The following is a 26,105-nucleotide window of genomic DNA, read 5'->3' on the forward strand; positions in this document are numbered from 1 at the left end:
CAGGCGATTCATTCCGCACGTGCGCCGGGAATTGAGTATTTGCGGAAAGATGAAAACACCGAAAGCCAGCCTTCATCTTTCCCGAGATACTCACTGCGAAACGGCTGCGGCAAACGCGGCGTTGCGCGGCGTTGCGCGGCCGGCGCACCCCTTCCTCAGGTGATTTCAAACGGCGGATGCCATCATGCTTTCTGATCGCGGTCACCGCTGGGCCTGACACCCCCGGCACATTGGAACCGGGCCCTTTGGCAAGGGCATGCAGAGACAACGCTCAGCGTGCGGGCGGAACCTCCCGTCCCGCCTCCATGGCGGCGGCGCCATTCCTTATTGCTGAAGCTCAGCACTTTATTGCAGAACGGACAGCAGAAAACAGCAACCGGACGGACCGAAGGGCCAAACGGCAAGAAGGCTTGCGTCTAAAACGTATGAGAAACCCCGACCCGGCCATATCCGGAAACCGACACCCCGGTTGCTGCGGGTTCTTGCTTTTGCAGCGGTTTAGATGCCTGCGGTCCGGTATCGCAGGCTGCAAGCCCAATCAGGCACAGAAATACAACTGCAGATTTCATCACAAAATCCCCTAATGAAAACCGTCCCAGCGGTCGGCTGAGACGGTTCAGAGGTGGTGTGTCAAGGGCACCGCGTCAAGTGCGCGGGCTGCTAGAACCCCAGGAAAACACTGACCGGCCCCTTGTGCAGCCCGACCGCGCCGCCCACGTGGACACCACTGTCCCCGACGCCGACACCGGCGTTCAGTGTCGGCTGCACCGGTTCGCCATCGACACCGCAGGCGGCCAGAACCGCCAGACCAAGCAATGCAAAGATTATGTTGCGCATTATCTGCCTCCTTGCCGCGGGCCGCGCCTCGCGGCCTCAGCTTGCCAGCATCTCTGTCCAGCGGGCGATCTGCGCACGCACTTGCGCCGGCGCGGTGCCGCCATAAGACATGCGCGAGTTTACCGAATTCTCAACGCCAAGCACAGTGAAGATATCTTGGGTGATCTCTGCATGGACACCCTGCATGTCTGCAAGCGAAAGGTCCGGCAGGTCGCAGCCGCGGCTTTCGGCCATCGCAACCAGCGTGCCGGTCACATGATGGGCGTCGCGGAACGGCACCTTCAGCACCCGCACCATCCAGTCGGCCAGATCGGTGGCAGTGGAGAAGCCGGAGCCGGCCGCCGCCGCCAGACTTTCGCGGTTGCCGGTCATGTCTTTTACCATGCCTTCCATCGCCGCCAGCGCCAGCATCCAGTTGTCGGCAGCATCAAAGACCTGTTCCTTATCTTCCTGCATGTCCTTGGAATAGGCCAAGGGCAGCCCCTTCATCACCATCATCAGCGCGGTATTGGCACCGAAAATGCGGCCCACCTTGGCGCGGATCAGCTCAGCAGCATCCGGGTTCTTCTTTTGCGGCATGATTGACGAGCCGGTGGAGAAGCGATCCGACAGGGTCACGAACCGGAACTGGGCCGAGGACCAGATCACCAGCTCCTCGGCAAAGCGGCTGAGATGCACTGCGCTGATCGAGGCCACAGACAGGAATTCCAGCGCAAAATCGCGGTCGCTGACCGCATCCAGCGAGTTGGCTGCCGGGCGGTCAAAGCCCAGCGCCTCTGCTGTCATGTCGCGGTCGATCGGGAAAGACGTGCCTGCCAGCGCCGCCGCACCCAGAGGCGATTCGTTCATCCGTGCGCGGGCGTCACGCACGCGGGACAGATCACGGCCGAACATTTCCACATATGCCATCATATGGTGGCCCCAGGTGACGGGCTGCGCAGTCTGCAGATGGGTGAAGCCCGGCATCACCCAGTCAGCGCCCGCCTCAGCCTGCGACAGAAGCGCCCGGATCAGCGCCAGCAGACCCGATTCCGCCGCGTCCAGCTGATCGCGCACCCAAAGTTTGAAATCGGTTGCCACCTGGTCATTGCGCGAGCGGCCCGTGTGCAGACGGCCCGCAGGCTCGCCGATGATTTCCTTCAGCCGCGCCTCCACATTCATGTGGATGTCTTCAAGTGCGGTTGAAAACTGAAAAGTTCCACCCTCGATCTCTGACAAAACGGTGAGCAGCCCTTCCCGAATGGCCTCAGCATCATTATCCGTAATAACGCCTGCTGCGGCCAACATTGCCGCATGGGCCCTTGAGCCTGCGATGTCCTGTGCTGCCATCCGCTTGTCGAACCCGATCGAGGCATTGATCGCCTCCATGATCGCGTCGGGACCTGCGGCAAAGCGGCCGCCCCACATCTGGTTCGAGGATTGATCTGTCATGGTGTGGAACCCCGGAGATAATATGCGTCTGTTTCGTCAGCTTTCCCTTTATATGGCCCTCGCCTTGGGTGCAAATGCCGCGGTTGCCGCGGATCAGGCGCAACTGGAGGGCTTGCGTGAAGACAGCCTCCGCCGCCTGGTCGTGCATTCCGAGCCGCGGGATGTATCCGCCGCCGCGTTTGAGCTGGCCGACGGTGGCGGCACAGCCAGCCTGGAGGATTACCAGGGCAAGGTGGTGCTATTGAACTTCTGGGCCACCTGGTGCGCACCCTGCCGCAAGGAAATGCCGCAGCTAGCTGAACTGCAGGAGGAATTCGGCGGCGAGGATTTCGAAGTGCTGACCATTGCCACCGGGCGCAACTCTCCCGCGGGCATCCAGAAGTTCTTTGACGAGAACGGCATCACCAACTTGCCCCGCCACCAGGACCCGAAACAGGCACTGGCGCGCGAGATGGCGGTGATCGGACTGCCGATCACAGTGCTGCTGGACCGCGAAGGCAAGGAAGTGGCGCGGCTGCTGGGTGATGCCGAGTGGAACTCGGACAGCGCCAAGGAGATCGTGAAGGCGATGATCGCGTCAGAGTAGCTTGCGATTGACAGTCAAATGAGTAGCTTGGGGCCGGACTACCGGCTCCAGGAGACTACTTTGACTAGATTCATTGCAGGCATCGCGGCGATTGCAACTGTGCTATTTACAAACACGGCTTCCCTTCAAGCAGAAGAAGTCCTGCTCGAGGGATATCGTTCCAAGGTGACGGTTCACTCTTCTTTCCGCTTAAAAGGGGATGCCAAGAAGAAATTCTCCTCCTTCAAAAAACACGCTGATTTCTATGCTGCGATGTTTGTCAACCTCGAGGAGGATCTAGTAGGCAGCATTGCAGAAACTACAAGCCTTGAGCTTGCAGTTTACTATGCAAGAAAGTCTTGCCGGTTGAAATCACAACGGCCGTCGCAGTGCAAACTCCATGCAACGATCACCCCAAAGAAGCCAGCGGCCGACGACGGCACAACCCTAAGCCAGCACGGAAACATCGCCTTCCGGAAATACCAACAAAGGCAAGTCAAAGGGAAATACGGCGCCTTTGCGATGACAGAGAACGGCGACACGGGCCATGTTTGGAACCGAGATACGGAAATCGAGGCAACCGCTGGTGCCCTGAAATTCTGTCGGCAGGGCGTCTCAAATACAGCACGGGATAACACAGCGTTCTTTGTTCAGAATGTTATTGAACAAAAACGCGACAATTGCCGTGTTATCCATATAACCCAGCCGTAGCCGCCCCCTGACCCGGCAGGATTTTGCGCTACTTCCTCCTTGAGGGACGTCCCGAAACGGCGCCTGTATGTAGGGTGGAGAGTAAAATGAAACCTGTTGTGTTACTGATCGGCAAGCTGCCGCATGTGATTGGCAATGTGGCTGAGGAGCTGGACCATCTGCCGATCCACTGGCTGGGCGCGCATGACCAGCCCGAGGTGGTGCGCCAGCTGGAAACCGAACCGCGTATCGAATGCGTGATCATGGGCGCGGGCCTGGACGACCAGATCCGCGGCGACCTCATCGGCATCATTGCGGCGCTGCGCCCGGACGTCTGCATCCATTTGAAGGACCGGTCTTCAGGACCCGAAGGGCTGGTGCCCTTTGTTGAACAAGTGGTGCAGATGCAGGTTCTGGCAAAGCCGCAGCGCACGGCTGCCACGGTTTAATCCAGAAGCGCCGGCGCGCGGTTTACCCGCCCTTCCCTGCAGGCGGGACAGGAACCGCTTGACCCCACGCCACCTTTGACAGGGGCCTGCCCTCCCGCCAGTCTGCCCTGCGGGAGGACAAAATGCCGCTTGAACTGCTGCTGGCCCTGGTTGCGGGCGGGATATCCGCAATTGCCGTAATCCTGCATCTGTCGGGACGGTCTGAACGCGCTGTGCTGACCACGGAGACTGCGCGCAAAGCCTGGCTGCGGCACTGCCCCGGCGACAGCATCCGCGATGTGCTGCCCGCGGCAGGCGGCCATGCCGCGCTGGTTGCGGCCCAAAGCGGCCCGGGCCTGGTCTGGGCTTTTGGCGCTGACACCGTCGCCCGGCATCTGCACGCTGCCGCCGTGTCCCCAAGCCCGGCCGGTTTGCGCTTTGACTTTAAAGACTTCAGCGCCCCGGCCCTGTCTTTGGCACTGACGGGCACCGAGCGCGCCCACTGGCAGGCGCTGATCGCCGCCGCCGCTCAGGAGGCCGTATGACCGGAACAATCTCTTACCCCGATGCCACCCAGCTGGCAGTACCGTTCTTCATCGCCGCCATCCTCGCAGAACTGTTGTGGATCGCCTTGAAACGGCGCGGCGGGCGGTATGAGACGCGCGATGCGGTCACCTCGCTGATCATGGGCGCGGGCAGCGTCGCCGAAGGGCTGCTGCTGGGCTTTGCCGCCTGGGGTTTTCTGATGCTGCTGTGGCGGATCACGCCACTGGACATGGGCACGTCCCTATGGGCAGTGCTGGTTTGTTTTGTGCTGGACGATCTGCGCTATTACTGGGTGAATCGCTTCGGCCACAGGATCCGCTGGGTCTGGGCGTCCCACGTGAATCATCACTCCAGCCAGCACTACAACCTGACAACCGCGCTGCGGCAGACCTGGACCGGGACCTTCACCTTCATGATGGTGGTAAAGGCGCCGATGGTTCTGCTTGGGTTCCATCCGGCGCTGGTGCTGTTTTGCGGCGGGTTGAACCTGATCTACCAGTTCTGGATTCATACCGAGACGATAAACCGCCTGCCGCGCTGGTTCGAGGCGGTGATGAACACCCCCAGCCACCACCGCGCCCATCACGGCCGCAATGCCCGCTACCTGGATTGCAACTATGCCGGCGTTTTCATTATCTGGGACAGGATTTTCGGCACATTTGTGCCCGAGCAGGATCACGACCGCCCCGATTTCGGCCTGGTCCACAACATCGCCACTTTCAATCCCCTGCGCGTCGCCTTTCATGAATGGGCGGGCATTTTCAAAGACATGGCCCAGCCCGGCCTCAGCTGGAAACAGCGGTTTCTCTATGCTTTTGCACCGCCGGGTTACAGCCACGATGGCAGCCGCAGCACCTCAGCAGGGATCAAGGCCGACCACCTCGCCCGCCACCCCGAAGATGCAGGCACCCCCGGCTTTGACGGCTAAGCTTACCGCGGCGGCATCTGGCAAATCATTCAAATTCGAACTTTAATTCCGCTTCAACCCTTTTGCGTGAAACTGCCGGGAGCACCATACTGTGCCACACCTTTGCCGGAACAGGGCCCCAGCAGCACATGACCAAACTCAACGCCAATGCAGAATTACCCGAAGGCTCTGAAAACCCGCTGAATGCAGCGGTGACCGGCCGCGACCGCTCCACCCTGGACATGGTTGCAGATGCGGTGCGCCACAATCAGACCGTGCTGGCCTATCAGCCCGTCATGCAGGCAATGGCACCGCATGGAGTGGCGTTTTACGAGGGGTACATCCGGGTGCTGGATCCGACTGGCCGGGTGATTCCCGCCCGGGAATTCATGCATGTGGTCGAAGAAAAGGAAATCGGCCGCGAGATGGACTGCCTTGCCCTGCAGCATGGATTGCGGGCGTTGGATAAATACCCGCGGATCCGCCTGTCTGTGAACATGTCGGCCCGCTCCATCGGCTATCAGCGCTGGGTAAACGTGTTGGACCGGTTCCTGAAACGCGATGCAACACTGGGCGAGCGGCTGGTGCTGGAGATATCCGAGGCTTCGGCGATGGCGGCACCGGAACTGGTGACGGATTTCATGGGGCGGATGCAACAGCACGGGATTGCCTTTGCGCTGGACAATTTCGGCGCCAGCACCACCGCGATCGGCCATTTCCGCCAGTTCTTCTTTGATGCGGTCAAGATCGACGGCCAATTCGTGCGCGGTATTCACACCAGCCATGACAACCAGTCCGTTGTCCGCGCCCTGGTCGGCATTGCCAAGCAATTTGACATGTTCACCGTCGCGGAATCGGTGGAAAGCCAGGAGGATGCGGAATTCCTGGTCGAAAACGGCGTTGATTGCCTGCAAGGCTACCTGTTTGGCGCGCCTTCCGTCTCGCCGCCTTGGATTGAGGACATGAAGCAGCGCCGGGAGGCAAGCTGAACACGCCAGGGGAGCTGACACCGCAGACGGTCGCGGAAACCTCCCTGATCAGCAGGTTCACATGGCCCCCATTCACGGTGCGAGGATGTTCAGGACGCAGTTGAGGGCAGGAAAGCTGCTTGCCCGGCCCAGCCCCAACCCGACCGAGGCGCCGCAAAAGCGCCCTGAGAAGGGCAAGGTTTCCGTGCGCTGCCTCTATCGTATTCACATCATAGTCCCTGACCTGCCAGCCCTGCTATTCCAGCGCAATCAAAGACCAGGCTGCTGACGCAGTTTGCGTGTTGTTTCGCTGCTTTGCGGAAGGTTCTCCTCCGACTGACGGGAATCCTGTGCCGCGAGGCGTTTCTGGCGGTTGACTCTGCGGCCCCCCCCTGAGACACCCTGTCAATTGCTGCACATGCAGCAATAGATTATGTCGGCACCCGGAGGATACGGGAAAGATTGTTGCGCGCCCGATTTCGCATCCCGCGCGCAAAGATCCCCGGAAGACCTGAATTGATGGCAGAGGACCAGAAATCAATGACCAATGTTGTAATTGCATCCGCCGCGCGCACCGCCGTCGGCTCCTTTGGCGGCTCATTCGCCAACACCCCTGCCCACGATCTGGGCGCAGCCGTGCTGGAAGCCGTGGTAGAGCGGGCCGGCGTGGACAAATCCGAAGTCTCGGAAACCATCCTTGGCCAGGTTCTGACCGCCGCACAGGGCCAGAACCCGGCCCGTCAGGCACATATCAACGCCGGTCTGCCGCAGGAAAGCGCCGCCTGGGGCCTTAACCAGGTGTGCGGTTCGGGCCTGCGTGCCGTGGCACTGGGCGCACAGCACATCATGCTGGGCGATGCCTCGATCGTCGCCGCCGGCGGCCAGGAGAACATGACCCTCAGCCCCCATGCAGCACATCTGCGGGCCGGCCAGAAGATGGGCGATATGAAATATATCGACACCATGATCCGCGACGGTCTGTGGGACGCTTTCAACGGCTACCACATGGGCCAGACCGCCGAGAACGTGGCCGAGCAGTGGCAGATCTCCCGCGAGATGCAGGACGAGTTTGCCGTGGCTTCGCAGAACAAGGCGGAAGCGGCGCAGAAAGCCGGCAAATTCGCCGATGAGATCGCCGCCTTCACCGTCAAGCACCGCAAGGGCGACATTGTTGTGGACCAGGACGAATACATCCGTCACGGCGCCACCATGGAAGCGATGCAGAAACTGCGTCCGGCCTTTGCCAAGGACGGATCTGTCACCGCTGCCAATGCCTCGGGCCTGAACGACGGCGCCGCCGCCACCCTGCTGATGAGCGCCGATGAAGCCGAAAAGCGCGGCATCGAGCCGCTGGCCCGCATCGCGTCTTATGCCACGGCCGGCCTGGACCCGTCGATCATGGGCGTTGGCCCGATCTATGCCTCGCGCAAGGCGCTGGAAAAGGCCGGCTGGTCGGTTGGCGACCTGGATCTGGTCGAAGCCAACGAGGCCTTTGCCGCGCAGGCCTGTGCCGTGAACAAGGACATGGGCTGGGATCCGTCGATTGTGAACGTGAACGGCGGCGCCATTGCCATCGGCCACCCGATCGGCGCCTCGGGCTGCCGGGTGCTGAACACGCTGCTGTTCGAAATGAAACGCCGCGGTGCCAAAAAAGGCCTGGCCACCCTGTGCATCGGCGGCGGCATGGGCGTTGCATTGTGCGTTGAACGCCCGTAACCGGCACAAAACCGCAAAAAGTGAAGGACGCCCCTGCGGCGTCCTTTTTCTTTTACAAAACAAGTATATACTGTGGGTGCGACAATTTTCTTGCGGCACCGCAGAAAAATCACCACGCAATATTGTTGCGCCCGCAAAATGAAAACTGTAGCAAGATTACCAAGAGACTAATACTGGAGGATTCTTGAATGGCACGTACTGCACTCGTCACCGGCGGCTCCCGCGGCATCGGCGCAGCAATTTCCCAAGCGCTGAAGGCGCAGGGCTGCAATGTCGCCGCCACTTATGCCGGCAATGACGAAGCCGCGGCAAAATTCACCGACGAAACCGGCATCAAGACCTATAAGTGGAATGTTGGCAACTACGAAGACAGCGCCGCCGGCATTGCCAAGGTCGAAGCGGATTTGGGTCCGATCGACATCGTGGTCGCCAATGCCGGCATCACCCGCGACGCGCCTTTCCACAAGATGACGCCGCAGCAGTGGCAGGAAGTGATCGACACCAACCTGACCGGCGTTTTCAACACCGTTCATCCGGTCTGGCCCGGCATGCGCGAGCGTAAGTTCGGCCGCGTTGTCGTGATCTCCTCGATCAACGGCCAGAAGGGCCAGTTCGCCCAGGTGAACTATGCCGCGACCAAGGCGGGCGATCTGGGCATCGTGAAATCATTGGCCCAGGAAGGTGCGCGCGCAGGCATCACCGCCAACGCCATCTGCCCCGGCTATATCGCGACCGAAATGGTGATGGCGGTGCCGGAAAAGGTACGCGAGTCGATCATTGGCCAGATCCCTGCCGGCCGTCTGGGCGAGCCGGAAGAGATTGCCCGCTGCGTCGCCTTCCTGGCGTCTGACGACTCGGGCTTCATCAACGGCTCGACCATCTCCGCCAACGGCGCGCAGTTCTTCGTCTGATCTTTCACATCAGAAGAAGCGGCAAGGGCCGGTCCATTTGGACCGGCCCTTTTCCTATCCCGTAAGTGCCCTTTCTCGAAACAGAGCGCGCTCAGGCCCAGCGGGAAATCTTGGGGCGGAGGGCTGGCACAGACCGTGCGCCAAACAGCCGGGTCCAGGCCAGTTTCAGCGCATTTTTCAGCACCTGACCGCGCTCGGCATGGGCACGGGCCATGGCAGACTTCACGGCGGCATCAGCAGAGTATTCCAGCATCTTCGGCCTCCTTTTCGGATCAGTATCCTTTACCTGCACCCAATATGAAGACGTTCCGTCAAACACACAAACGAGACTTTGCACAGGTTCAGTTAAGCTGTACTTGTGTGAGATGTCTGACCGTCTGCCCCCCCTCACCGCCCTGCGCGCTTTTGATGCCGCGGCCCGTCACATGTCCTTTGCCAAGGCGGCGGAGGAGCTGAATGTGACCCCTGCGGCGCTGTCGTTTCAGATCAAATCACTGGAAGAGCATCTGGGCCAGCCGCTGTTCCGCCGCCTGAACCGCGCGGTAGAGCTGACTGAGGCGGGAAAGACACTGGCCCCCGGAGCGGCGGAAGGGTTCGAGGCGCTGACCGCTGCCTGGCGCACCGTGCGCCGCCTGCAGGACAACACCACGCTGACGGTGACCGCGGGGCCGGGGCTGACGGCAAAATGGCTGGCGCCGCGGCTGTATGAATTTGCCCGTGCTCATCCCGAGATCGACCTGCGGTTTTCAGCCACGTTGCGGATGCTGGATTTTGTCCGCGATGACGTCGATGTGGCAATCCGGTTCGGCTATGGCCCGGATGAGGGTTACTATGTGCTGCGGGTGCCGCCGGAATGGGTTACGCCAGTGATGTCGCCGGAGCTGGCGGAGCGCTATACCACGCCGGAAAGCCTGATGGAGGCGCCGCTGATCTTTGACGAATCCATCGATTTTCTGGACCCGCCCTGCGATTGGCCGGCCTGGTTCCGCACCCAAGGCATCGATTTCAAACCGACCCATGGCTCGCATTTCTCGCAAGCCGACCATGCAATCGACGCCGCTGTCACGGGGGCCGGCGTGGCTCTGGGCCGGCGCGGCATGGCAGTCACCGATCTGCATGCCGGCCGGCTGGTGGCGCCGTTCAAGACCGCAATTGAGACCAAGGCGCATTTCCGGTTTCTTTGCGCGCCCGGCACCGAAACGCGGCCGCCGATCGCGGCGTTCCGGGACTGGTTTGTTACCGAGATTGAAAAAACCGCCTACGTCTCGGAGGCTTTTGACATCATCCCGGTTGAGGACATCCCGCCGCCATGACCAAATCCCGTGCGACCGCCATCGGCTTCATCGCTGTTTTACTGTGGTCGCTTCTAGCGTTGCTGACCGTCGGAACCGAGCCCGTCCCGCCCTTGCTGCTGAATGCGCTGTGCTTCACCATCGGCGCTGGCTTGGGTTTTGCCGGGGCGGCGACCATCATTGCGGGCAGTGGCGGGTTTGAGGCGCAGTATCTTCCCACCTGCGGGCTGGCGCTGTTGTGCGCGCTGACCTGGTCCGGCTATTCGGTGCTGTCGCGGCTGATGGGCGGGGCGCTGATTGCGGCCGGGGCTGGTTCGGCAAGCTGATCCCGCAATCCTGATCCCGCCAAATAAAAAGAGGGCCGCCGCGCCGGGCAGACCCTCCGATGTGCAGTGCCGGGATGCGTTCCGGCGGAAACTCTTCAGACCAGTTCAGTCGTCAGACGCTCAATCTCTTCTTTCAGCTTGAGCTTTTGCTTTTTCATTGATGCGATTTCCAGACCGTCGGTACTGGGCGATCGCTGGGCCTGTTCCACTTCCATGCTCAGATGCTCGTGCTTCTTCTTAAGTTCGGTCAGATGCGAGCTAAGGCTCATGGCAACCCTCCTTCGTTGAGCTAGATGTGTTTGACACCAAAGAGTGGACCACAAGTTTTTACGTCTGTCACGCCGCAGCCGCAGTATTTTTGTCATGAAATTTTCGTATCGGCCATGCGCCGCGCATTTTGCCGCAGGTAAAAGCGCATTATGGCAGAAACCCGCCGGACAACAGTCCGCATAAGTTGAATGCGGATAGCTTGACCCCTATATTCGCGGCGCTGGAAAACCCCCGTTAAACCGGCCAAGACAAGGCCGCCGCCTCGCGCAGAACAGCCCGGATTTGCGGGTGGTAGCTGTCTCCGTCCCGCTCATGCCGGGCACCCTCATGCAGAATCAGCGGCGCATGCAGCCGGAAATCCGCCCGGCCGCCCTTGCGCGCGCGTAAGATCACCAGCTCAGCCCCCCGTCCCTGGCGCGGGGCCAGCGGCAGTACCTCGACCGAGCCAAGGCCGCCGCTGCAGGCCGCCAGCATGTCCGGCAGCCGGTCGGCGCGCTGGATCATGTGCAGGTATCCTTTCGGCGCCAGACGGCGGGTGGCGGTTGTGATCCAGTCTGCCAGCGGCGTGCCCTCTCCCAGCGCGACCTGCCTGCCGACATCGCGCGCCAGACTATGGGCGCCCGGTTTGTAATAAGGCGGATTGGCAAATACGTGATGGAACTGGCGCTGTTTCAGAACCTCCGGCAACGCCGATAAATCAGCCTCGAACACCTCGATCTCCTGATCGTTTTCCGCAGCATTGCACCGGGCCAGCTCCGCGTACGGCGGCTGCAGCTCAACCCCCGCCAGTTGCAGATCCGGCACCCGCGCCGCAAGACACAGCAAAGCCTGACCGGCACCGCAGCCCAGTTCCAGAACCGCCTCGCCTGGCCTTGCCGGGACTGCCGCTGCCAGCAGCACAGGATCCACCCCCGCACGGTATCCCTTTACGGGCTGCCACAGCCGCACCCTGCCGCCAAGAAAGCCGTTGCAGCTCAGCGCGTCTTCCGCAAATGCGGTCATCGGCCCAGCGGGATTTCATTGTCGCGCATCACCACCAGCGCATCGTCGTAATCATCCGCGCGCACCATCAGGCGGCGCGGGAAAATCCCGATCCCGCCTTCCAGGATGCTCATATTTACGTCCATTTGAAAGCAGTCTATATCCTCACCCTCAAGAAGGGCGGAGGCAAAGGCCATGATCGTCGGATCGGTGCTGCGCAAAAGCTCTTTCATAGGATTGGATCTAAGGGCAAGGCCCCGGCCTTGTCGAGCCTTGCGAGCGGGAAAGTGATGGACCAAGTGATGACCAGGAAGCCGCATGAAATGCTGGCCGCCACGCTGAGCCAGGAACTGGACGCAGTGAATGTGCTGATCCGCAAGCGGATGGCCTCGCAACATGCGCCGCGCATCCCCGAGGTGACCGCGCATCTGGTTGAGGCCGGCGGCAAGCGCCTGCGGCCGATGCTGACACTGGCGGCAGCAAAGATGTGCGGCTATCAGGGCGATCACCATCTGAAACTGGCCGCCACGGTGGAATTCATCCACACCGCGACCCTGCTGCATGACGATGTGGTTGATGAAAGCGCCCAACGGCGCGGGCGGCCTACAGCGAACCTGCTCTGGGACAACAAAAGCTCGGTTCTGGTCGGCGACTACCTGTTTGCCCGCAGCTTCCAGCTGATGGTTGAGACCGGTTCCTTGCGGGTACTGGATATCCTGGCCAATGCCTCTGCCACCATTGCCGAAGGCGAAGTGCTGCAGATGACGGCGGCTTCGAACCTGAAAACCGGTGAGGACATCTATCTGCAGGTGGTGCGCGGCAAGACCGCTGCGCTGTTCTCGGCGGCGATGGAAGTGGGCGGCGTGATCGCCGGCGCCTCCGAGACACAGGTGAAGGCGCTGTTTGACTATGGCGACGCGCTGGGGATTGCCTTCCAGATCGCGGATGACCTTTTGGACTATCAGGGCGACAGCAAGGCCACCGGCAAGAATGTCGGTGACGACTTCCGCGAACGCAAGCTGACATTGCCGGTGATCAAAGCGGTGGCGCAGGCGACAGACGAAGAGCGCGCGTTCTGGACCCGCACCATCGAGAAGGGCAAGCAGGAAGACGGCGACCTGGAGCAAGCGCTGGCACTGATGGCAAAGTACGGCACGCTGGAGGCCACCCGCAAAGACGCCAATGGCTGGGCGGCAAAGGCGAAGGCGGCACTTGACGTCCTGCCCGATCACGAGATCCGCAGCATGCTGCGCGATCTGGCCGGCTATGTGGTTTCGCGGCTGAACTGACCGGGTAAAGGGGGCGCTGCCCCCTCGGCCATTCCGGCCTCACCCCCGGAGGTATTTAGGACCAGAAAGAAGCAGCAGGACAGCACCGCGCCGTGCGTGAGCGCGGCGCCCGGCCCAACGGCGGACAAGCATCTTTGATGCGCCGGGCCGCAGGCGGGAGTGCCTGTGTTCCGCGGCGCGCAGTGCTTCAGGTCAAAGTGACTGCACTGCACCACCACTCGGGATGCTCCGCCCCGATTTCATAGGCTGCAAAATGCGCGGCTTTCCTTGATGGGTAGAGCGCAAAACAGGTGGCGCCGGAACCGGACATGCGGGCCAGCAGCGCGTTGCGGGAGCAGCGCAGGCCTGACAGAACCCGTTCAATTTCCGGCGCAACACTGGTGGCCGGGGCCTCCAGGTCGTTGCGCTGTTCGCCAAGCCACGCGGCGCAGTCTTCAGCGGAGTCGAAAGCCGGAATGTCCTGCGGCATCGGCGAATTGTTACGGGAGGCAAGTTCGCAAAACACTTGCCCGGTCGGGACATGTGCGCCGGTATTAACAAGCAGCGCATGCAGCTCTGGCAGCTCCACCGGCGCGACCTGCTCGCCGATCCCCTGCATACGGGACCCACGGGCCGCCATGCAGACCGGCACATCAGCGCCAAGCGACAGCGGCAAATCATCGGGAATACCGCAGCCCTGCCCGGAAAGTGCCCGCAGAACCGCAGCGGCGTCCGAGGAGCCGCCACCGATGCCTGCGCCGTGGGGCAGATGTTTGTCGAGACCGATCCGGCCGGTCCAGCCTGCCCCCGCGGCGGCTTTCCAAACCAGGTTGCGCTCATCCGCCGGCACGCCGCCCGCAAACAGGCCGGAGACATCCAACGCCAGCTCAGGTCCTGGATCAAGCTGCAGCAGATCCCCCGAATCGGCAAAGACCACCAGCGAATCCAGCAGGTGATAGCCGTCGTCGCGACGGCCGGTCACATGCAGGGTCAGGTTGATCTTGGCAGGTGCAAAGACCTTAGCCGCCATTGGCGACCTTCAGGGGCTCAGCGCCCTCCTCGGCCAGAACTGCGTCCAGGCCTACCTCCAATTTGCGGCGGATGCGTTCGGGGTCGGCTTCGCCATCAGTGTCTTCCGGATCGATAAAAGACAGCGCCCGCTTCCACTGGAATTCTGCTTCACGCTCCCGGCCCACGGCCCAGTAGACGTCTCCCAGGTGGTCATTGACCACCGGGTCCACCGGCATCAGCTCAACCGCGCGTTCCATATGGGCAACCGCATCGTCAAACTGGCCCATGCGATAAAGCACCCAGCCCAGGGAGTCGACGATGAAGCCGGAATCAGGACGTGCCGCGACGGCGCGTTCGATCATTTCCAGCGCCTCGTCCAGCTTGCTGCTTTTTTCAACCAACGAATAACCCAGGTAATTCAGCACCTGCGGCCGGTTCGGGTCCAGTTCTAGCGAGGCGCGGAAATCGGCCTCGGCCTGGTCCCATTGGTCCAGCCGTTCATGGCAGATACCGCGGGCATAGTAGAGGAACCAGCGGGTGCCGGAGTCTTCGGATGTATTGGCCAGCGCCTTGTCATAAGCGCCGGCAGCACCCGCGTAGTCTTCCTGCTGGCGCAGCAGATCGCCGAGGCTGACATAGACGCTGGGCTGTTCCGGGAAGTCCCGCGCCAGCTGTTCCAGAACTTCGATTGCCGCGTCCGGTTTGGCGGCGCGGCGCAGCGCCTCGGCGCGGCCCATTTCAGCGGCGTGATAGTCGGGATGACCGCTGGGCACCTGCTTGTAGGTCGCAACCGACAGCTCGTAGCGGCCCAGCTGGTCCAGCAGACCGGCGCTCAGTAGGATTGCGTCCACATGATCGGGGCGCAGTGAGGCCGCCATGCGGGCGTACATCAGCACGTAATCGTTGGCGGTGTCGCCATTCAGCGCCGCGCCAAGAGTATAGAACACCTCAGCCACCCCCTCCCGCGGGCTGGGGGCGATGGTGTAGGCAAGCGTTTCCCCGGCGGCGAGCTGCGCATCCATGGCTTCCAGCCCGGGATCCAGGCGGCTGCCGAAGGCTGCATTAAGCGCTTCACGGGCGTCATCGCTGCGGCCCAGCTGCGACAGGATCTGCACCCTTGCAACTGCCGCCCGGCGGCTGAGTGTGGCCAGGCGGCCATCTTCGGCGGCAAACAGCGCCTCGGCCCCGCCGTAGTCACCGGCCGAGGCCAGTGCAAGTGCCCGGTGGTAGAGCACAAAGGGCCGCAGGCTGCCATCTTCGGCCAGCCGTTCAAAGGTCTTGAGCGCGCTGGAAACGGAGCCGTTGCCGATATGCGCCCAGCCTTCCAGCAAACCGTCCACCAGCGGATGGATTGCTTCCTGTTCGGCGTTGCGGTCCAGGATTGCCTGGAAATCACCATCTGCGGCATGGCCGCCTGCAATAATGATATTGGCCACCTGGCTGCGGGCACCGGCCTGTAGCAGCCTTGCGGCGACCGGCACCGCCAGTTCAGCCTTGCCCATGGCGAGCTGCGCAAAGACCACGTTTTCCATCAGCAGCGGGTTCTGCGGATCGCGGGCCAGGGCCTGCGTGTAATACAGAGCCGCGGCAGCAAAATCGCTGTCATAGGTTGCGGCCCGTCCGGCCAGATATGAGCCGGCCAGCCCTTCCGCCTGCGCGGCAGGCACGGAAGCGGCCACCAGGGCCGCACAGGACAGGGTGCGAAGAATGGATACGGGCACGCGGGACCCCTTTACGATTTACTGCTCTTTGCTCTTCTAAGAAAGCGTAGTGCGCCGCCCGTCAACACGCAATGGGGCGGCCCGAGGGCCGCCCCATAAATTCCGGCAAAACCGCGCCGAAAAGCTGAAATTCCGATCACATGTTCGGGTAGTTCGGCCCGTCACCGCCCTGCGGCGTGGTCCAGGTGATGTTCTGGGACGGGTCCTTGATGTCGCAGGTCTTGCAGTGGACGCAGTTCTGGAAGTTGACCACGAACTCCGGCTGGCCGTCTTTTTCCACCACCTCGTATACACCGGCGGGGCAGTAGCGCTGCGCTGGTTCGGCGAATTTCGGCAGGTTGACCTGGATCGGAGTGTCAGTATTGCCCAGCTGCAGGTGGCAGGGCTGGCTTTCCTCGTGATTGGTCATCGCAAAAGACACGTTGGTCAGCCGGTCGAAGGACAGCACACCATCGGGTTTGGGGTAATCGATGGGCTTGTGCTTGGAGGCCTCCTCGGTTGCTTCGGCGTCGTTCTTGCCGTGGCCCAGGGTGCCAAAGAAGGAGAAGCCCAGCAGGTTGTTGGTCCACATGTCCAGGCCGCCAAAGGCGAGCGAGGCGGTGAGACCCCATTTGGACCACATCGGCTTGACGTTGCGGACCATCTTCAGGTCCTTGCCGATGGCGCCGTCGCGCACGTCGGTCTCATAGGCGGCCAGTTCGTCGCCGGAACGTTCTGCCTTGATCGCATCAAAAGCAGCTTCGGCCGCAGCCTTGCCCGACAGCATCGCGTTATGGTTGCCCTTGATGCGCGGCACGTTGACCATGCCGGCAGAACAGCCCAGCAGCGCCACGCCGGGGGCAACCAGTTTCGGCATTGACTGCCAGCCGCCTTCGGTGATTGCGCGGGCGCCATAAGCCACGCGCTTGCCGCCCTTCAGCAGCTCGGCCACCACCGGGTGATGTTTGAAACGCTGGAATTCCATATAGGGGAACAGATGCGGGTTCTTGTAGTTCAGGTGCACCACAAAACCGACGTATACCTGATTGTTGTCCAGGTGATAGATGAACGACCCGCCGCCTGCGTTCTTGCCCAGCGGCCAGCCCATGGTGTGGGTGACGGTGCCTTCGCTATGCTTGGCGGGGTCGATCTCCCAGATCTCTTTCATGCCGACGCCGTATTTCTGCACTTCCTTGCCGGCGGCGAGATCGTATTTATTGATCACTTCCTTAGCCAGCGAGCCGCGCACGCCTTCGCAGATGAAAACATATTTGCCGTGCAGCTCCATGCCCGGCTCATAAGACGGGCCGGGAGTGCCGTCGGCGTTCTTGCCGAACTCGCCCGCAACAACGCCCTTCACTTCGCCGTTTTCGCCGTAAACCAGTTCCGAGCACGCCATGCCCGGGAAGATCTCAACCCCCATTTCCTCGGCCTGCTCCGCCATCCAGCGGCAGACGTTGCCCATCGAGACAATATAGTTGCCGTGGTTGTTCATCAGCGGCGGCATCGGGAAGTTGGGAATGCGGACATGGCCGGCTTCACCCAGCATCAGGAAGTTGTCTTCCTTGACTTCGACGTTCAGCGGCGCGCCTTTTTCCTTCCAGTCGGGGATCAGCGCGTTCAGGCCGCAGGGGTCCAGCACCGCGCCCGACAGGATATGCGCGCCCACTTCCGAGCCTTTTTCCAGGACCACGACCTCAAGGTCGGCGTCCAGCTGTTTCAGGCGGATGGCCGCAGACAGACCGGCAGGGCCGGCCCCGACGATCACCACGTCGTATTCCATCGCTTCGCGTTCAATCTCGGCCATTTTGCGGCGCTCCTTGGCTTTTGTTCGCTACCGGCCCCACAATGGTGCGTGGGCGCAATATTATTTCGCGGTTGCTTAGCGTTTGGCAGACCTGCCGGTCAATCCAAACTCCGCGTCAAACACCTGTAAAACAGGCAACTGAGACAAAAAGTGCGTCCAATTTCGTCATTCAAGGATCATTTTCCGCCGCAGCTCATGTCTCGGGCCGGTCTCCCATCAGGTATCGGGGTCCCTGCCCCTTCTGTGCAGCCTTGTCTTCGGGGTTGTACAGTTTGCAATTCGGAAGCGAAAGACAGCCGCAGCCAATGCAGCCGTCCAAATTGTCGCGCAACCGCATCAAGGTTTCGATTCGCTGGTCCAGATGGCTGCGGAAGCTGTCCGAAATCCGCACCCAGTCTTCTTTGGTGGGGGTGCGGCTGCCCGGCAGGCTTTGCAGGAAACCGCGGATCTCCGGAAGCGAAAAGCCGAACTGCTGGGCAATCATGATAAAACTCATCCGCCGGATGTCGGCGCGGTGGAACCGCCGCTGCCCGCCCGCATTGCGCCAGGGCTCCACCAGCCCCTGCGCCTCGTAATAGCGGATCGCGGACACGGCAAGACCTGTGCGGCCTGCCAGATAACCAATGGAAATACCGGCGGATGACGGCATGGTGCACTCCCTGAAAAACTGCTTGAGCTAAAGTTAGGTTTAGGAATTAGAGTGAGTCGTATCAACAGATTTGCTCAGGCGAGAAGGAGATTTCCAATGAGCGCAGTTCTTGAACATGCAAACGTCACCGTGGCCGACCCCAATGCCACTGCGAAATGGATGAAAGAGGTTTTCGGCTGGCATGTGCGCTGGGAGGGTGAGGCCAAGAATGGCGGCTACACCGTGCATACCGGCGGGGAAGACAGCTATCTTGCGCTTTACACGCCGCGCACGCCCGCGGGCAAAGCGCCGGAGAGCTATGGCATTGTCGGCGGGCTGAACCATTTGGCGGTGATCGTCGAGGATCTGGACGCAACCGAAGCTGCAGTGAAGGCCGCGGGTTTCACACCGATCAACCACGGCGACTATGAACCGGGCCGCCGGTTTTACTTTCATGACGAAAACGGCATCGAATACGAGGCGGTGCAATATGATTGATATTCCATGGCAGGCGGGGTTTGCGAAGCGGCCCCTGCGCGGCATTTTTTCGCGCAATTCTGTGGAAAAGTCCCGCAATCCGCCCGCTTAGGCGGAATTGCGTGCCGGCAAGCCCCGCGCGCACTTGAAATCAGGTGCAGGATTGGGTCAGGTAATTGTCAACCGGACCGGAGGCCCCGCGGCTTATGCTGCGGGGCTGCGGTTTTCATACTGACAAGAAAAACCATAATAGCGACCTGGACCAATCTCATGGAAAAGATCCCGATGACCCCCACGGGTCACGCCGCGCTGGAAAGCGAACTGAAGAACCTGAAATCCGTCGAACGCCCGGCGATCATTCAGGCAATTGCCGAAGCGCGTGAGCTCGGCGATTTGTCGGAGAACGCCGAATATCATTCGGCGCGCGAGAAGCAGTCCTTTATCGAGGGCCGCATCAAGGAGCTGGAAGGCATCCTGTCGCTGGCCGACGTGATCAACCCGGCCAAGCTGACTGGCGCCATCAAATTCGGCGCCAAGGTGACCGTGGTGGACGAGGACACCGACGAAGAAAAGACCTGGCAGATCGTTGGCGAACACGAGGCCAACATCGAAGCGGGTCTGTTGAACATCAAATCGCCGATTGCGCGTGCCTTGATCGGCAAGGACGAAAGCGACAGTGTGGAAGTGCGCACCCCCGGCGGCATCCGCGCATATGAAATTCTCAAGATCGTCTATTCCTGATCCGCAAAGCAGCGAGTGTTCATGACAGGCTCCAGCAGCAGTCCCGGCTCCACCCCGAACCCCGGCGGCAATCGCCCGTTGCGGCGCCTTGACGGGCCTGCGGGCAACGGGCTGGGCGGTGCCGAGCTGGCGGCCATTGCCTTGGGTGCTCTGTGGCTTCTGGCGGCGGTCGGGTTCTTTGTCTTTGCACCGCCGGATTCCGGGCTTTCGCAATGGGCTGACCTGATCACCGGCGTTCTGGCACTGGTGCTGCCGCTGGCGATGCTGTGGGTTGCCGCCTCTGCCGCGCGCTCGGCCCGGGTGATGCGGGAGGAAAGCGAACAGCTGCAGGCCGCCATTGACGGCTTGCGCCAGACCTATCTGGCACAGTCGCAGCAGCATGCCGCGGTGGCTGAGCCTTCGATGGCCAAGCGGTTGGAGGAGATCGCCGAGGCGACCCGCAAGACCGAAACCGCGCTGGCCACCTTCCACACCAGCCGCCGCGATCCGGTGCGCCCGGCAATCCCCGCCGAAGCAGCCGAGCTGGCGGCGGCCGAACAAGGATCATTGGCTTTGGGCACCCAGGCCGAAGATGCCGCGCCGCCGCTGCCGGCCGAACATTTCATCCGGGCCCTGAACTTCCCGGAGACGGCGGAGGATCAGGACGGTTTCGCCGCCCTGCGCGCGGCCCTGCAGGACCGCAAGGCCGCCCAGGTGATTCAGGCAGCGCAGGATGTGCTGACCCTGCTCAGCCAAGACGGCATCTATATGGATGACCTGCGCCCTGATATGTCCCGCCCTGAGATCTGGCGCCAGTTTGCCCAAGGCGCGCGCGGCCGTGCCGTGGCCCCGCTTGGCGGCGTGCGCGACCGCACCTCGCTGGCGCTGACGGCGGCGCGGATGAAGCAGGACCCGATTTTCCGCGACGCCGCGCATCATTTCCTGCGCCGGTTTGATCAGATGTTCGCGGAATTTGAGGCTGAAGCGACCGACGGCGAGATTTCCGCTCTCGGCAACACCCGAACTGCCCGGGCCTTCATGCTGCTGGGCCGGGTGGCCGGGACGTTCGACTGAGAAGGCGGCCCTTCGGGCCGCGGCCTGCGGCGCGGGTATTTTTGACCAGAAAGAAGCGGCGAGGCGGTAGCGCGCCGGGCGCAGCACGGCGCCATGCCCAACGGCGGGCAAGCATCTTTGATGCGCCGGGCCGCGGGCGGGAGCGCCCTGTTTACATGGCGAAGCTGCTGTAAGGGATAAAGCGGACCGGGTCGCCAAGCTTGATCTCTGCGGCGCCGTCGCCAAGCTCCACCAGCCCTTCCGCCCAGCTGAGGCCACTGATGCGGCCGGAGCCTTCGGATTTGAACACCTCAATGCTGCCGTTCCGCATCCGTGCCCGCAGGTATTCGCGGCGGCCCGGTTTCTTGCGCTTTTCAAAGGCCGCCGGTATTTCAAATGCCTGCGGCACCTGCCAGCCCGCGCCCGCCATCAGCCCCATCGCCGGGCGGGCAAAAATCAGGGTACAGACCAGAGCCGCCACCGGGTTGCCCGGCAGGCCGAAGACCGGCGTGCCCTGCCACATGCCCAGCGCCAGAGGGCGGCCGGGTTTCAGCGCGATGCGCCATTCCTGCATCGCGCCCGCTTCGCGCAGCAATGCCGACATATGGTCCTCGTCCCCGGCGGAAGCACCGCCCGAGGTCAGGATAACGTCAGCCTGTTTGGCGGCGCCGTCCAGATCCGCCCGCAAGGCTTCGCGGTCATCCGCAGCTTTTCCCAGATCAACAGGTACAAATCCCAGCTGGCGGATCAGCGCCAGCAGCATCGGACGATTGGCGTCAAAGATCTGCCCATTGCCTGCGGGTTCTCCTGCCTCGACCAGCTCATCGCCGGTGGAGAGCACACCGACCCGCAATGGCAGACGGACGGCGAGCTCCGCCAGACCTGTGGCCGAGACCAGAGCCAGATCGGCGGGTGAGATAACCCGGCCTGCTGGCAAGATGACGTCACCCGCGCAGACATCCTCACCAGCCTTGCGGGTGTTTGCTCCCTGTTTCAGCGGGCCGTTGAAAGCGATCCGGGCGCCGTCGGTGTTGACGTCTTCCTCCAGGATCACCGTGTCCACGCCATCCGGCAACGCGGCGCCGGTTAGAACGCGGATGGCGCTGCCTGCGGGCACAGTGCCGTCGTAGGGAACGCCGGCTGCGGCGCGCCCCGGCATGAGCAGCAGCACATGCGGGCCTTCCGACTTGCCGCCGGCAAAGCCGTAGCCATCCACCGCCGTGTTCGGCAGCGGCGGATTGGAGCGTTTGGCCACTGCACTCTCTGCCAGCACCCGGCCAAGGGCGTCTGCCAGCGGCAGGGTTTGCACTCCGGTGACCGGCCCCAGCCTGTCCCGCAGCAGGGTCAGCGCGTCATCCACCGGGGTCCAATCCACGCCTGCAGGCAGGGCAAAGCAATCATTGCTGAGCGGCGGCGGTGTCAGCCTGCCCGGTTCATCCGCTGCCAGCGCGTTCAAGCGGTCTTCGTATCCCGTGCCCAATATCCAAGCTTCCTCTTGTGCTTCCTCAGGTACAGCAGCCAGCATTCCGGCAAGCTCCCCGGCCGGCAGACGGCTGAGCGCCTGCGACAATAGCCGCATTTGCACCCGGTCGCGTATTTCGTCCCGGCCCGCAACAGCCATTGCGGCCTTAACGGCAGGCTCGATCAAACCTGGCCATATTTCTGCAAAAACAGTTTGTGCTGTCTCAACCTTTTCGAAAGGCCAGACAGCGGCCCTGTGCCGGCGCCGCAACCGCTGCAAAACCGGCACCCCCATGAGGACCTGACTGCCAACAGTCGGATTGAAAAACAGCTGGAAACAGGAGGAGGCCGCCTTGGCCGCCAGATCCGCGTTGCGCCGTTCTGCCACGTCTTTATAGATTATACCGGCTTTGCGGTAGGGAATGTCCAGCCAGGTCTTTTCATCAGGTTTGCCCCAGAACGGGCCGGGGCCGGTAAACAGCCGGTTCATTTCAGAGGCTATTTCAAACCGGTTGTTGGTTCCGTCCTCAGAGTCTTCGATCCGCTCTTCCAGCCAGGCCCATAAAGCAAATGGGTCATCGGATCCGGTGATCCGGCGCGCAAATCCGCGCGGATAGCCAAAGGGGAAATCAAAAGCGGCTAGAACCCGCCGCCCCGCGGCCCGTTCCGCGTCGAGGAAGCTGCTGATCCAAACCTCTGCCTCCTGCCGGCTGCGGCAGTAGATTTGCCGTTCCGCGGTTTCGCCGCGCGCCACACCAAGCCAGATCGCATCCTTGCTTTGGCGCCGGGGCCTGCGCTTGGCAGCAGACCAATCGACGGTGAGAACAGTATCAAAACGGGTCACAGCCCCAGCTCTATCTGGATGAAATCCGCAATCGCTGCCGTATCGTTCAGATCAAAAACCGGGCGGTCCAGCGCCATCCCGGTGTTGCTGGCAACGGCCCGGATGTTCGGGTCTTCCGGGGCGATCAGTTCGGTGCCTGCTTCCTGCCGGAAAGCCTCGATCTTGGGGTGGGGTTCGCGCTTGTAGCCCTCGACCAGCACCAGATCGACAGGACGCAGGCGGGCCAGCAGCTCTGCCAGCGGCGGCTCAGCCGCGCCGCGCAGCTCATGCATGATTGCAACGCGGCCAGCCGAGGCCAGCACCACCTCCGACGCACCGGCCTGCCGGTGGCGGTGGCTATCGGTGCCGGGCTGGTCCACGTCCGTTGCATGATGGGCGTGCTTGATGGTGGAAACGGTGAGGCCGCGCTCACAGAATTCAGCCACCAGCCGCTCCATCAGCCCGGTCTTGCCGTTGTTCTTCCAGCCGGTGACGCCGTAGATCTTCATTTCAGCAACGCCTCTGCCTTGGCCAGATCTTCCGGCGTGTTGATGTTGAAGAACGGGTCGAAGGGATCGGCCTCGAACAGCGCCTCGCGGCCGCCATGCTGGTCGGTCCACAGCACCACCTTGCGCAAACCGCCTTCAAGCGCCGCGCGCAGGTCATCGCGCAGAGCAACAGGCCAGAGGCCGAAGGCCGGGTGCCGGTTCACGCGCTTGCCGCCGCCGGATTTCAGTGCCTCGTCCCCGGTGCGCGGGGTGGTGGCAAGGACCAGTGGCTGCGCCATGCCTTCGGACGCTGCGGTCAGCCGGGCGACCAGATCCTGCGGGAAGAAAGGGGTGTCGGCTGCAGCGGTGACGATGGTGTCCGCGCCCTGCTCCGCTGCCCAGTCGAGGCCCGCGAGCACGCCAGCCAATGGACCCGCGAAGCCCTCGATCGAGTCGGCAATCACCGGCAGGCCCAGATCGCTGAACCGTTCCGGGTCGCCATTGGCATTCAATGCCAGGCCCGCGACCTGCGGCGCCAGCCGGTCCACCACGCGAGACAAAAGGCTCTGGCCGCCCACTTGCAGCCGCCCCTTGTCGCCGCCGCCCATCCGGGTGGCAAGGCCGCCTGCGAGGATTACACCGAGGGGTTGGGTCAATCCGGCACCTCCTGAACGGAAAAGCTTCCGCCTGACTGGAAGGCCAGGCAGCGCCCGTCCCGCCCCCCACGGGGCGGGCGCTTCGCTTCCACCCCGCCGGGCCGGGCGCTGCCTTTAGTGTTAACAAGCCAGTTTCTCATTCCGCGCTCTTCCTGCGATGCTTTTTCTCCTCAACCGGCGCGTCTTTTGGATCCATGTCGCGCAGCAGCCGCTCCTCGCCCGCTAGACAGATGAACCGCTGGCCGCGCATCCGGCCAATGAGCGTCAGGCCGACCTCGCGGGCGATCTCCACACCCCAGGCGGTGAAGCCGGAACGTGAGGCCAGCACCGGGATACCCATCATCGCGGTCTTGATTACCATCTCCGAGGTCAGCCGCCCGGTAGTGTAGAGGATCTTGTCCGCCGCCGCGGCCTGTTCGGACAGCATCCAGCCGGCGATCTTGTCCACCGCGTTGTGGCGGCCGACGTCCTCCATATAGACCAGCGGGCGGTCCTGCTCGCACAGGACAGTGCCATGGATAGCGCCGGCCTCAAGATAAAGCGAGGGCGTGCGGTTGATCTTGTGGGCCAGCGTGTAAAGCCAGGAGGTCTTCACCTGCATCTCAGGCAGGCGCACGTCCTCCAGCCCCTCCATCATGTCGCCAAAGACGGTACCGACCGCGCAGCCGGAGGTGCGGGTTTTCTTCTTCAGCTTTTCCTCGTGGCTGGTTTCCACCGCGGTACGGACCACCACGGCTTCCAGATCCTCGTCATAATCGACGCGCGTGACTTCATCCCCGTCCAGCAGCATGCGCTGATTGCGCAGAAAGCCAAGCGCCAGGTATTCCGGGTAGTCGCCGATGGTCATCGCGGTGACAATTTCCTGGGAATTCAGGAAGATGGTCAGCGGGCGCTCCTCAACCACCGAGATGTCGCTGGCTTCGCCGTTCTGGTCCACCCCGGTGACGGCGCGGGTCAGCCGCGGGTCGGCGACGCCGGGCGCGATCAGATATTCTGACGTGATATCCATACTCACCAATTGCATTCCTTCTGCCATCCCCGTAGGCCGGATGCACGCAATCTAGGACGCGCAGATGGCAATCACCACCACCAAATCGGCCTTCTGGAAGGGGTTTCGCGACAGCGCGCCCTTCATCTTCATGGCATCGCCCTTTGGCTTTCTGTTCGGAGTGCTGGCCGCAGAGGCCGGGCTGATCGTGCCCGAGGCGTTTGCATTTTCATTGACGGTCTTTGCCGGGGCGGCCCAGTTCACTGCGCTGCAGCTGATGCAGGAGAACGCGCCGCTGATTATCATCCTGATTTCGGCGCTGGCGGTGAACCTTCGGATGGCGATGTATTCGGCCTCGCTGACGCCCTACCTTGGCGGTGCGCCGATGTGGCAGCGCGCACTGGCGGCCTATTTCATGGTCGATCAGTCTTATGCGCTGTCCATCGTCAAGTTCGAGAGCGAGCCGGAGATGCCGCTGCCGCAGCGCATGGCATACTTCTTTGGCACCAATGGTATCATTGCCCCGGTTTGGGTGGTTGCCACCGCGGTCGGGGCGCTGGTCGGCACCCGCATCCCCGAAAGCTGGGGTGTGGATTTTGTGCTGCCGCTGGCGTTTCTGGCGATGATCGGCCCGATGCTGCGCACGCCTGCCCATGTGGCCGCCTGTTTCGTGGCGGTGGCCACCTCGCTGCCGGCTGCGGCCCTGCCCTATAACCTCGGCCTGATCGTGGCCGGGATTGCGGGCATGATCGCAGGTGCCCAGGCGGAGCTTTGGCTGGAGCGGCAAAAGGCCAAGGCGGAGGGCGCGAAATGAGCAGTATTCCTGCACCAATCCTGTGGACGGTGATCATCGGGCTGGCGGTTGGCAGCTATGCCCTGCGGTTTGCCTTTATCGGGTTCATGGGCGGCAAGCCGATTGCGGAATGGCTGATGCGGCATCTGCGCTATACCGCCGTGGCGATCATCCCGGCACTGGTGGCGCCGTTGGTGGTCTGGCCTTCCCCGACTGGCGGAGATCCCAGCCTGATACATCTTGCCGCCGCGGCCGCCACCTTTGCAGCCGGATACCTGACCCGCAACGTGCTGATCGGCCTGGGCACCGGCGGGCTGTGCCTGCTGCTGTTGTACCTCGCCGCCTAGCGCTCGCCCGGCGCCTT

The 26,105-nt window shown here is 62.3% G+C and carries 29 protein-coding genes and 1 pseudogene; 16 read left to right on the forward strand and 14 right to left on the reverse strand.

Going from position 1 to position 26,105, the window contains the following annotated elements; all coding sequences use genetic code 11:
• Positions 1 to 660: 660 nt before the first annotated feature.
• Both L1069_RS07965 and argH read right to left on the reverse strand, forming a co-directional pair.
• On the reverse strand, positions 661 to 837 hold the full coding sequence (locus tag L1069_RS07965) for a hypothetical protein (RefSeq protein ID WP_164982685.1): 177 nt from the start codon (positions 835 to 837) through the stop codon (positions 661 to 663).
• A 36-nt stretch (positions 838 to 873) separates the two neighbouring features.
• Positions 874 to 2,268: an argininosuccinate lyase gene (argH, locus tag L1069_RS07970; protein WP_129369860.1), complete on the reverse strand. Its 1,395-nt coding sequence runs from the start codon at positions 2,266 to 2,268 to the stop codon at positions 874 to 876.
• A gap of 22 nt (positions 2,269 to 2,290) precedes the next feature.
• Between argH and L1069_RS07975 the strand changes: the two genes are divergently transcribed.
• From L1069_RS07975 to phbB, 8 genes are all read left to right on the forward strand, one after another.
• A complete protein-coding gene (locus L1069_RS07975; protein ID WP_237455299.1) occupies positions 2,291 to 2,854 on the forward strand; it encodes a TlpA disulfide reductase family protein in 564 nt (187 codons plus the stop codon).
• Between the two features lie 60 nt (positions 2,855 to 2,914).
• Positions 2,915 to 3,544 carry a hypothetical protein gene (locus L1069_RS07980; RefSeq protein WP_237455300.1) on the forward strand — a complete coding sequence of 210 codons (630 nt, stop codon included), beginning with the start codon at positions 2,915 to 2,917 and terminating at the stop codon, positions 3,542 to 3,544.
• Positions 3,545 to 3,630: 86 nt separating this feature from the next.
• Positions 3,631 to 3,972, forward strand: a complete 342-nt coding sequence (locus tag L1069_RS07985; RefSeq protein ID WP_129369857.1) for a hypothetical protein — start codon at positions 3,631 to 3,633, stop codon at positions 3,970 to 3,972.
• A 122-nt stretch (positions 3,973 to 4,094) separates the two neighbouring features.
• On the forward strand, positions 4,095 to 4,496 hold the full coding sequence (locus tag L1069_RS07990) for a hypothetical protein (protein WP_237455301.1): 402 nt from the start codon (positions 4,095 to 4,097) through the stop codon (positions 4,494 to 4,496).
• Positions 4,493 to 5,425, forward strand: coding sequence for a sterol desaturase family protein (locus L1069_RS07995; RefSeq protein ID WP_237455302.1), 933 nt, complete (start codon positions 4,493 to 4,495; stop codon positions 5,423 to 5,425). The genes L1069_RS07990 and L1069_RS07995 overlap by 4 nt, the downstream gene beginning before the upstream one ends.
• Before the next feature lie 128 nt (positions 5,426 to 5,553).
• Positions 5,554 to 6,393: an EAL domain-containing protein gene (locus tag L1069_RS08000; protein WP_129369854.1), complete on the forward strand. Its 840-nt coding sequence runs from the start codon at positions 5,554 to 5,556 to the stop codon at positions 6,391 to 6,393.
• A gap of 519 nt (positions 6,394 to 6,912) precedes the next feature.
• The gene (locus tag L1069_RS08005) at positions 6,913 to 8,088 is read left to right on the forward strand and encodes an acetyl-CoA C-acetyltransferase (RefSeq protein WP_129369853.1); all 1,176 of its coding nucleotides are present in this window, start codon (positions 6,913 to 6,915) and stop codon (positions 8,086 to 8,088) included.
• Between the two features lie 188 nt (positions 8,089 to 8,276).
• Positions 8,277 to 8,999 carry an acetoacetyl-CoA reductase gene (gene phbB / locus L1069_RS08010; protein ID WP_129369852.1) on the forward strand — a complete coding sequence of 241 codons (723 nt, stop codon included), beginning with the start codon at positions 8,277 to 8,279 and terminating at the stop codon, positions 8,997 to 8,999.
• Positions 9,000 to 9,090: 91 nt separating this feature from the next.
• On the opposite strand, the gene L1069_RS08015 is transcribed toward phbB, so the two are convergent.
• Complete coding sequence (locus L1069_RS08015) at positions 9,091 to 9,252, reverse strand: hypothetical protein (RefSeq protein ID WP_164982684.1); 162 nt, start codon at positions 9,250 to 9,252, stop codon at positions 9,091 to 9,093.
• Positions 9,253 to 9,364: 112 nt separating this feature from the next.
• Here L1069_RS08015 and L1069_RS08020 point away from each other — a divergent pair, with 112 nt between their 5' ends.
• Entirely contained in the window at positions 9,365 to 10,312 is a 948-nt protein-coding gene (locus L1069_RS08020) for a transcriptional regulator GcvA (protein WP_129369851.1), read from the forward strand.
• Positions 10,309 to 10,584: pseudogene (locus L1069_RS08025) on the forward strand (EamA family transporter); the annotation flags it as partial. The gene L1069_RS08020 and the pseudogene L1069_RS08025, both read left to right, overlap by 4 nt.
• Positions 10,585 to 10,712: 128 nt before the next feature.
• Here L1069_RS08025 and L1069_RS08030 read toward each other — a convergent pair.
• From L1069_RS08030 to L1069_RS08040, 3 genes are all read right to left on the reverse strand, one after another.
• On the reverse strand, positions 10,713 to 10,886 hold the full coding sequence (locus L1069_RS08030; protein ID WP_024088941.1) for a DUF465 domain-containing protein: 174 nt from the start codon (positions 10,884 to 10,886) through the stop codon (positions 10,713 to 10,715).
• A 235-nt stretch (positions 10,887 to 11,121) separates the two neighbouring features.
• A complete protein-coding gene (locus tag L1069_RS08035; protein ID WP_237455303.1) occupies positions 11,122 to 11,889 on the reverse strand; it encodes a methyltransferase domain-containing protein in 768 nt (255 codons plus the stop codon).
• On the reverse strand, positions 11,886 to 12,101 hold the full coding sequence (locus L1069_RS08040) for a DUF2007 domain-containing protein (RefSeq protein ID WP_134830625.1): 216 nt from the start codon (positions 12,099 to 12,101) through the stop codon (positions 11,886 to 11,888). The genes L1069_RS08035 and L1069_RS08040 overlap by 4 nt, the downstream gene beginning before the upstream one ends.
• A 57-nt stretch (positions 12,102 to 12,158) precedes the next feature.
• On the opposite strand from L1069_RS08040, the gene L1069_RS08045 reads away from it, so the two are divergent.
• Positions 12,159 to 13,157: a polyprenyl synthetase family protein gene (locus tag L1069_RS08045; protein WP_237455304.1), complete on the forward strand. Its 999-nt coding sequence runs from the start codon at positions 12,159 to 12,161 to the stop codon at positions 13,155 to 13,157.
• 187 nt (positions 13,158 to 13,344) lie between these two features.
• Here L1069_RS08045 and L1069_RS08050 read toward each other — a convergent pair whose 3' ends face one another.
• The 4 genes from L1069_RS08050 to soxR form a co-directional block, all read right to left on the reverse strand.
• Positions 13,345 to 14,166 (reverse strand): 4-(cytidine 5'-diphospho)-2-C-methyl-D-erythritol kinase, encoded by an 822-nt coding sequence (locus L1069_RS08050; RefSeq protein ID WP_237455305.1) that lies wholly within the window; start codon positions 14,164 to 14,166, stop codon positions 13,345 to 13,347.
• Entirely contained in the window at positions 14,156 to 15,868 is a 1,713-nt protein-coding gene (locus tag L1069_RS08055) for a tetratricopeptide repeat protein (protein WP_237455306.1), read from the reverse strand. The genes L1069_RS08050 and L1069_RS08055 overlap by 11 nt, the downstream gene beginning before the upstream one ends.
• A 136-nt stretch (positions 15,869 to 16,004) precedes the next feature.
• Positions 16,005 to 17,654, reverse strand: a complete 1,650-nt coding sequence (locus L1069_RS08060; RefSeq protein ID WP_237455307.1) for an electron transfer flavoprotein-ubiquinone oxidoreductase — start codon at positions 17,652 to 17,654, stop codon at positions 16,005 to 16,007.
• Positions 17,655 to 17,847: 193 nt separating this feature from the next.
• Positions 17,848 to 18,303 (reverse strand): redox-sensitive transcriptional activator SoxR, encoded by a 456-nt coding sequence (soxR, locus tag L1069_RS08065; protein WP_237455308.1) that lies wholly within the window; start codon positions 18,301 to 18,303, stop codon positions 17,848 to 17,850.
• 96 nt (positions 18,304 to 18,399) lie between these two features.
• Between soxR and L1069_RS08070 the strand changes: the two genes are divergently transcribed.
• The 3 genes from L1069_RS08070 (at position 18,400) to L1069_RS08080 (ending at position 20,553) form a co-directional block, all read left to right on the forward strand.
• Positions 18,400 to 18,780, forward strand: a complete 381-nt coding sequence (locus tag L1069_RS08070; RefSeq protein WP_134830629.1) for a VOC family protein — start codon at positions 18,400 to 18,402, stop codon at positions 18,778 to 18,780.
• A 249-nt stretch (positions 18,781 to 19,029) separates the two neighbouring features.
• Positions 19,030 to 19,500: a transcription elongation factor GreA gene (greA, locus tag L1069_RS08075; RefSeq protein WP_134830630.1), complete on the forward strand. Its 471-nt coding sequence runs from the start codon at positions 19,030 to 19,032 to the stop codon at positions 19,498 to 19,500.
• Between the two features lie 21 nt (positions 19,501 to 19,521).
• Entirely contained in the window at positions 19,522 to 20,553 is a 1,032-nt protein-coding gene (locus L1069_RS08080; RefSeq protein WP_237455309.1) for a hypothetical protein, read from the forward strand.
• Between the two features lie 151 nt (positions 20,554 to 20,704).
• Here the strand turns inward: L1069_RS08080 and glp are convergent, their stop codons facing one another.
• The 4 genes from glp to L1069_RS08100 all read right to left on the reverse strand — a co-directional run bounded on the left by glp (position 20,705) and on the right by L1069_RS08100 (position 24,969).
• The gene (glp, locus tag L1069_RS08085) at positions 20,705 to 22,837 is read right to left on the reverse strand and encodes a gephyrin-like molybdotransferase Glp (RefSeq protein ID WP_237455310.1); all 2,133 of its coding nucleotides are present in this window, start codon (positions 22,835 to 22,837) and stop codon (positions 20,705 to 20,707) included.
• Positions 22,834 to 23,325, reverse strand: coding sequence for a molybdopterin-guanine dinucleotide biosynthesis protein B (gene mobB, locus L1069_RS08090; RefSeq protein ID WP_237455311.1), 492 nt, complete (start codon positions 23,323 to 23,325; stop codon positions 22,834 to 22,836). Before mobB ends, glp begins: the two co-directional genes overlap by 4 nt.
• On the reverse strand, positions 23,322 to 23,960 hold the full coding sequence (gene mobA, locus L1069_RS08095) for a molybdenum cofactor guanylyltransferase MobA (RefSeq protein WP_237455312.1): 639 nt from the start codon (positions 23,958 to 23,960) through the stop codon (positions 23,322 to 23,324). Before mobA ends, mobB begins: the two co-directional genes overlap by 4 nt.
• A gap of 136 nt (positions 23,961 to 24,096) precedes the next feature.
• The gene (locus L1069_RS08100) at positions 24,097 to 24,969 is read right to left on the reverse strand and encodes a formate dehydrogenase accessory sulfurtransferase FdhD (RefSeq protein WP_237455344.1); all 873 of its coding nucleotides are present in this window, start codon (positions 24,967 to 24,969) and stop codon (positions 24,097 to 24,099) included.
• Positions 24,970 to 25,033: 64 nt separating this feature from the next.
• Here L1069_RS08100 and L1069_RS08105 point away from each other — a divergent pair, with 64 nt between their 5' ends.
• The gene (locus tag L1069_RS08105; RefSeq protein WP_237455313.1) at positions 25,034 to 25,762 is read left to right on the forward strand and encodes an AzlC family ABC transporter permease; all 729 of its coding nucleotides are present in this window, start codon (positions 25,034 to 25,036) and stop codon (positions 25,760 to 25,762) included.
• Complete coding sequence (locus tag L1069_RS08110; protein WP_237455314.1) at positions 25,759 to 26,088, forward strand: AzlD domain-containing protein; 330 nt, start codon at positions 25,759 to 25,761, stop codon at positions 26,086 to 26,088. The genes L1069_RS08105 and L1069_RS08110 overlap by 4 nt, the downstream gene beginning before the upstream one ends.
• Positions 26,089 to 26,105 lie beyond the last annotated feature (17 nt).

This window comes from Leisingera sp. MMG026 (genome assembly GCF_021654205.1).
Lineage (GTDB): Bacteria > Pseudomonadota > Alphaproteobacteria > Rhodobacterales > Rhodobacteraceae > Leisingera.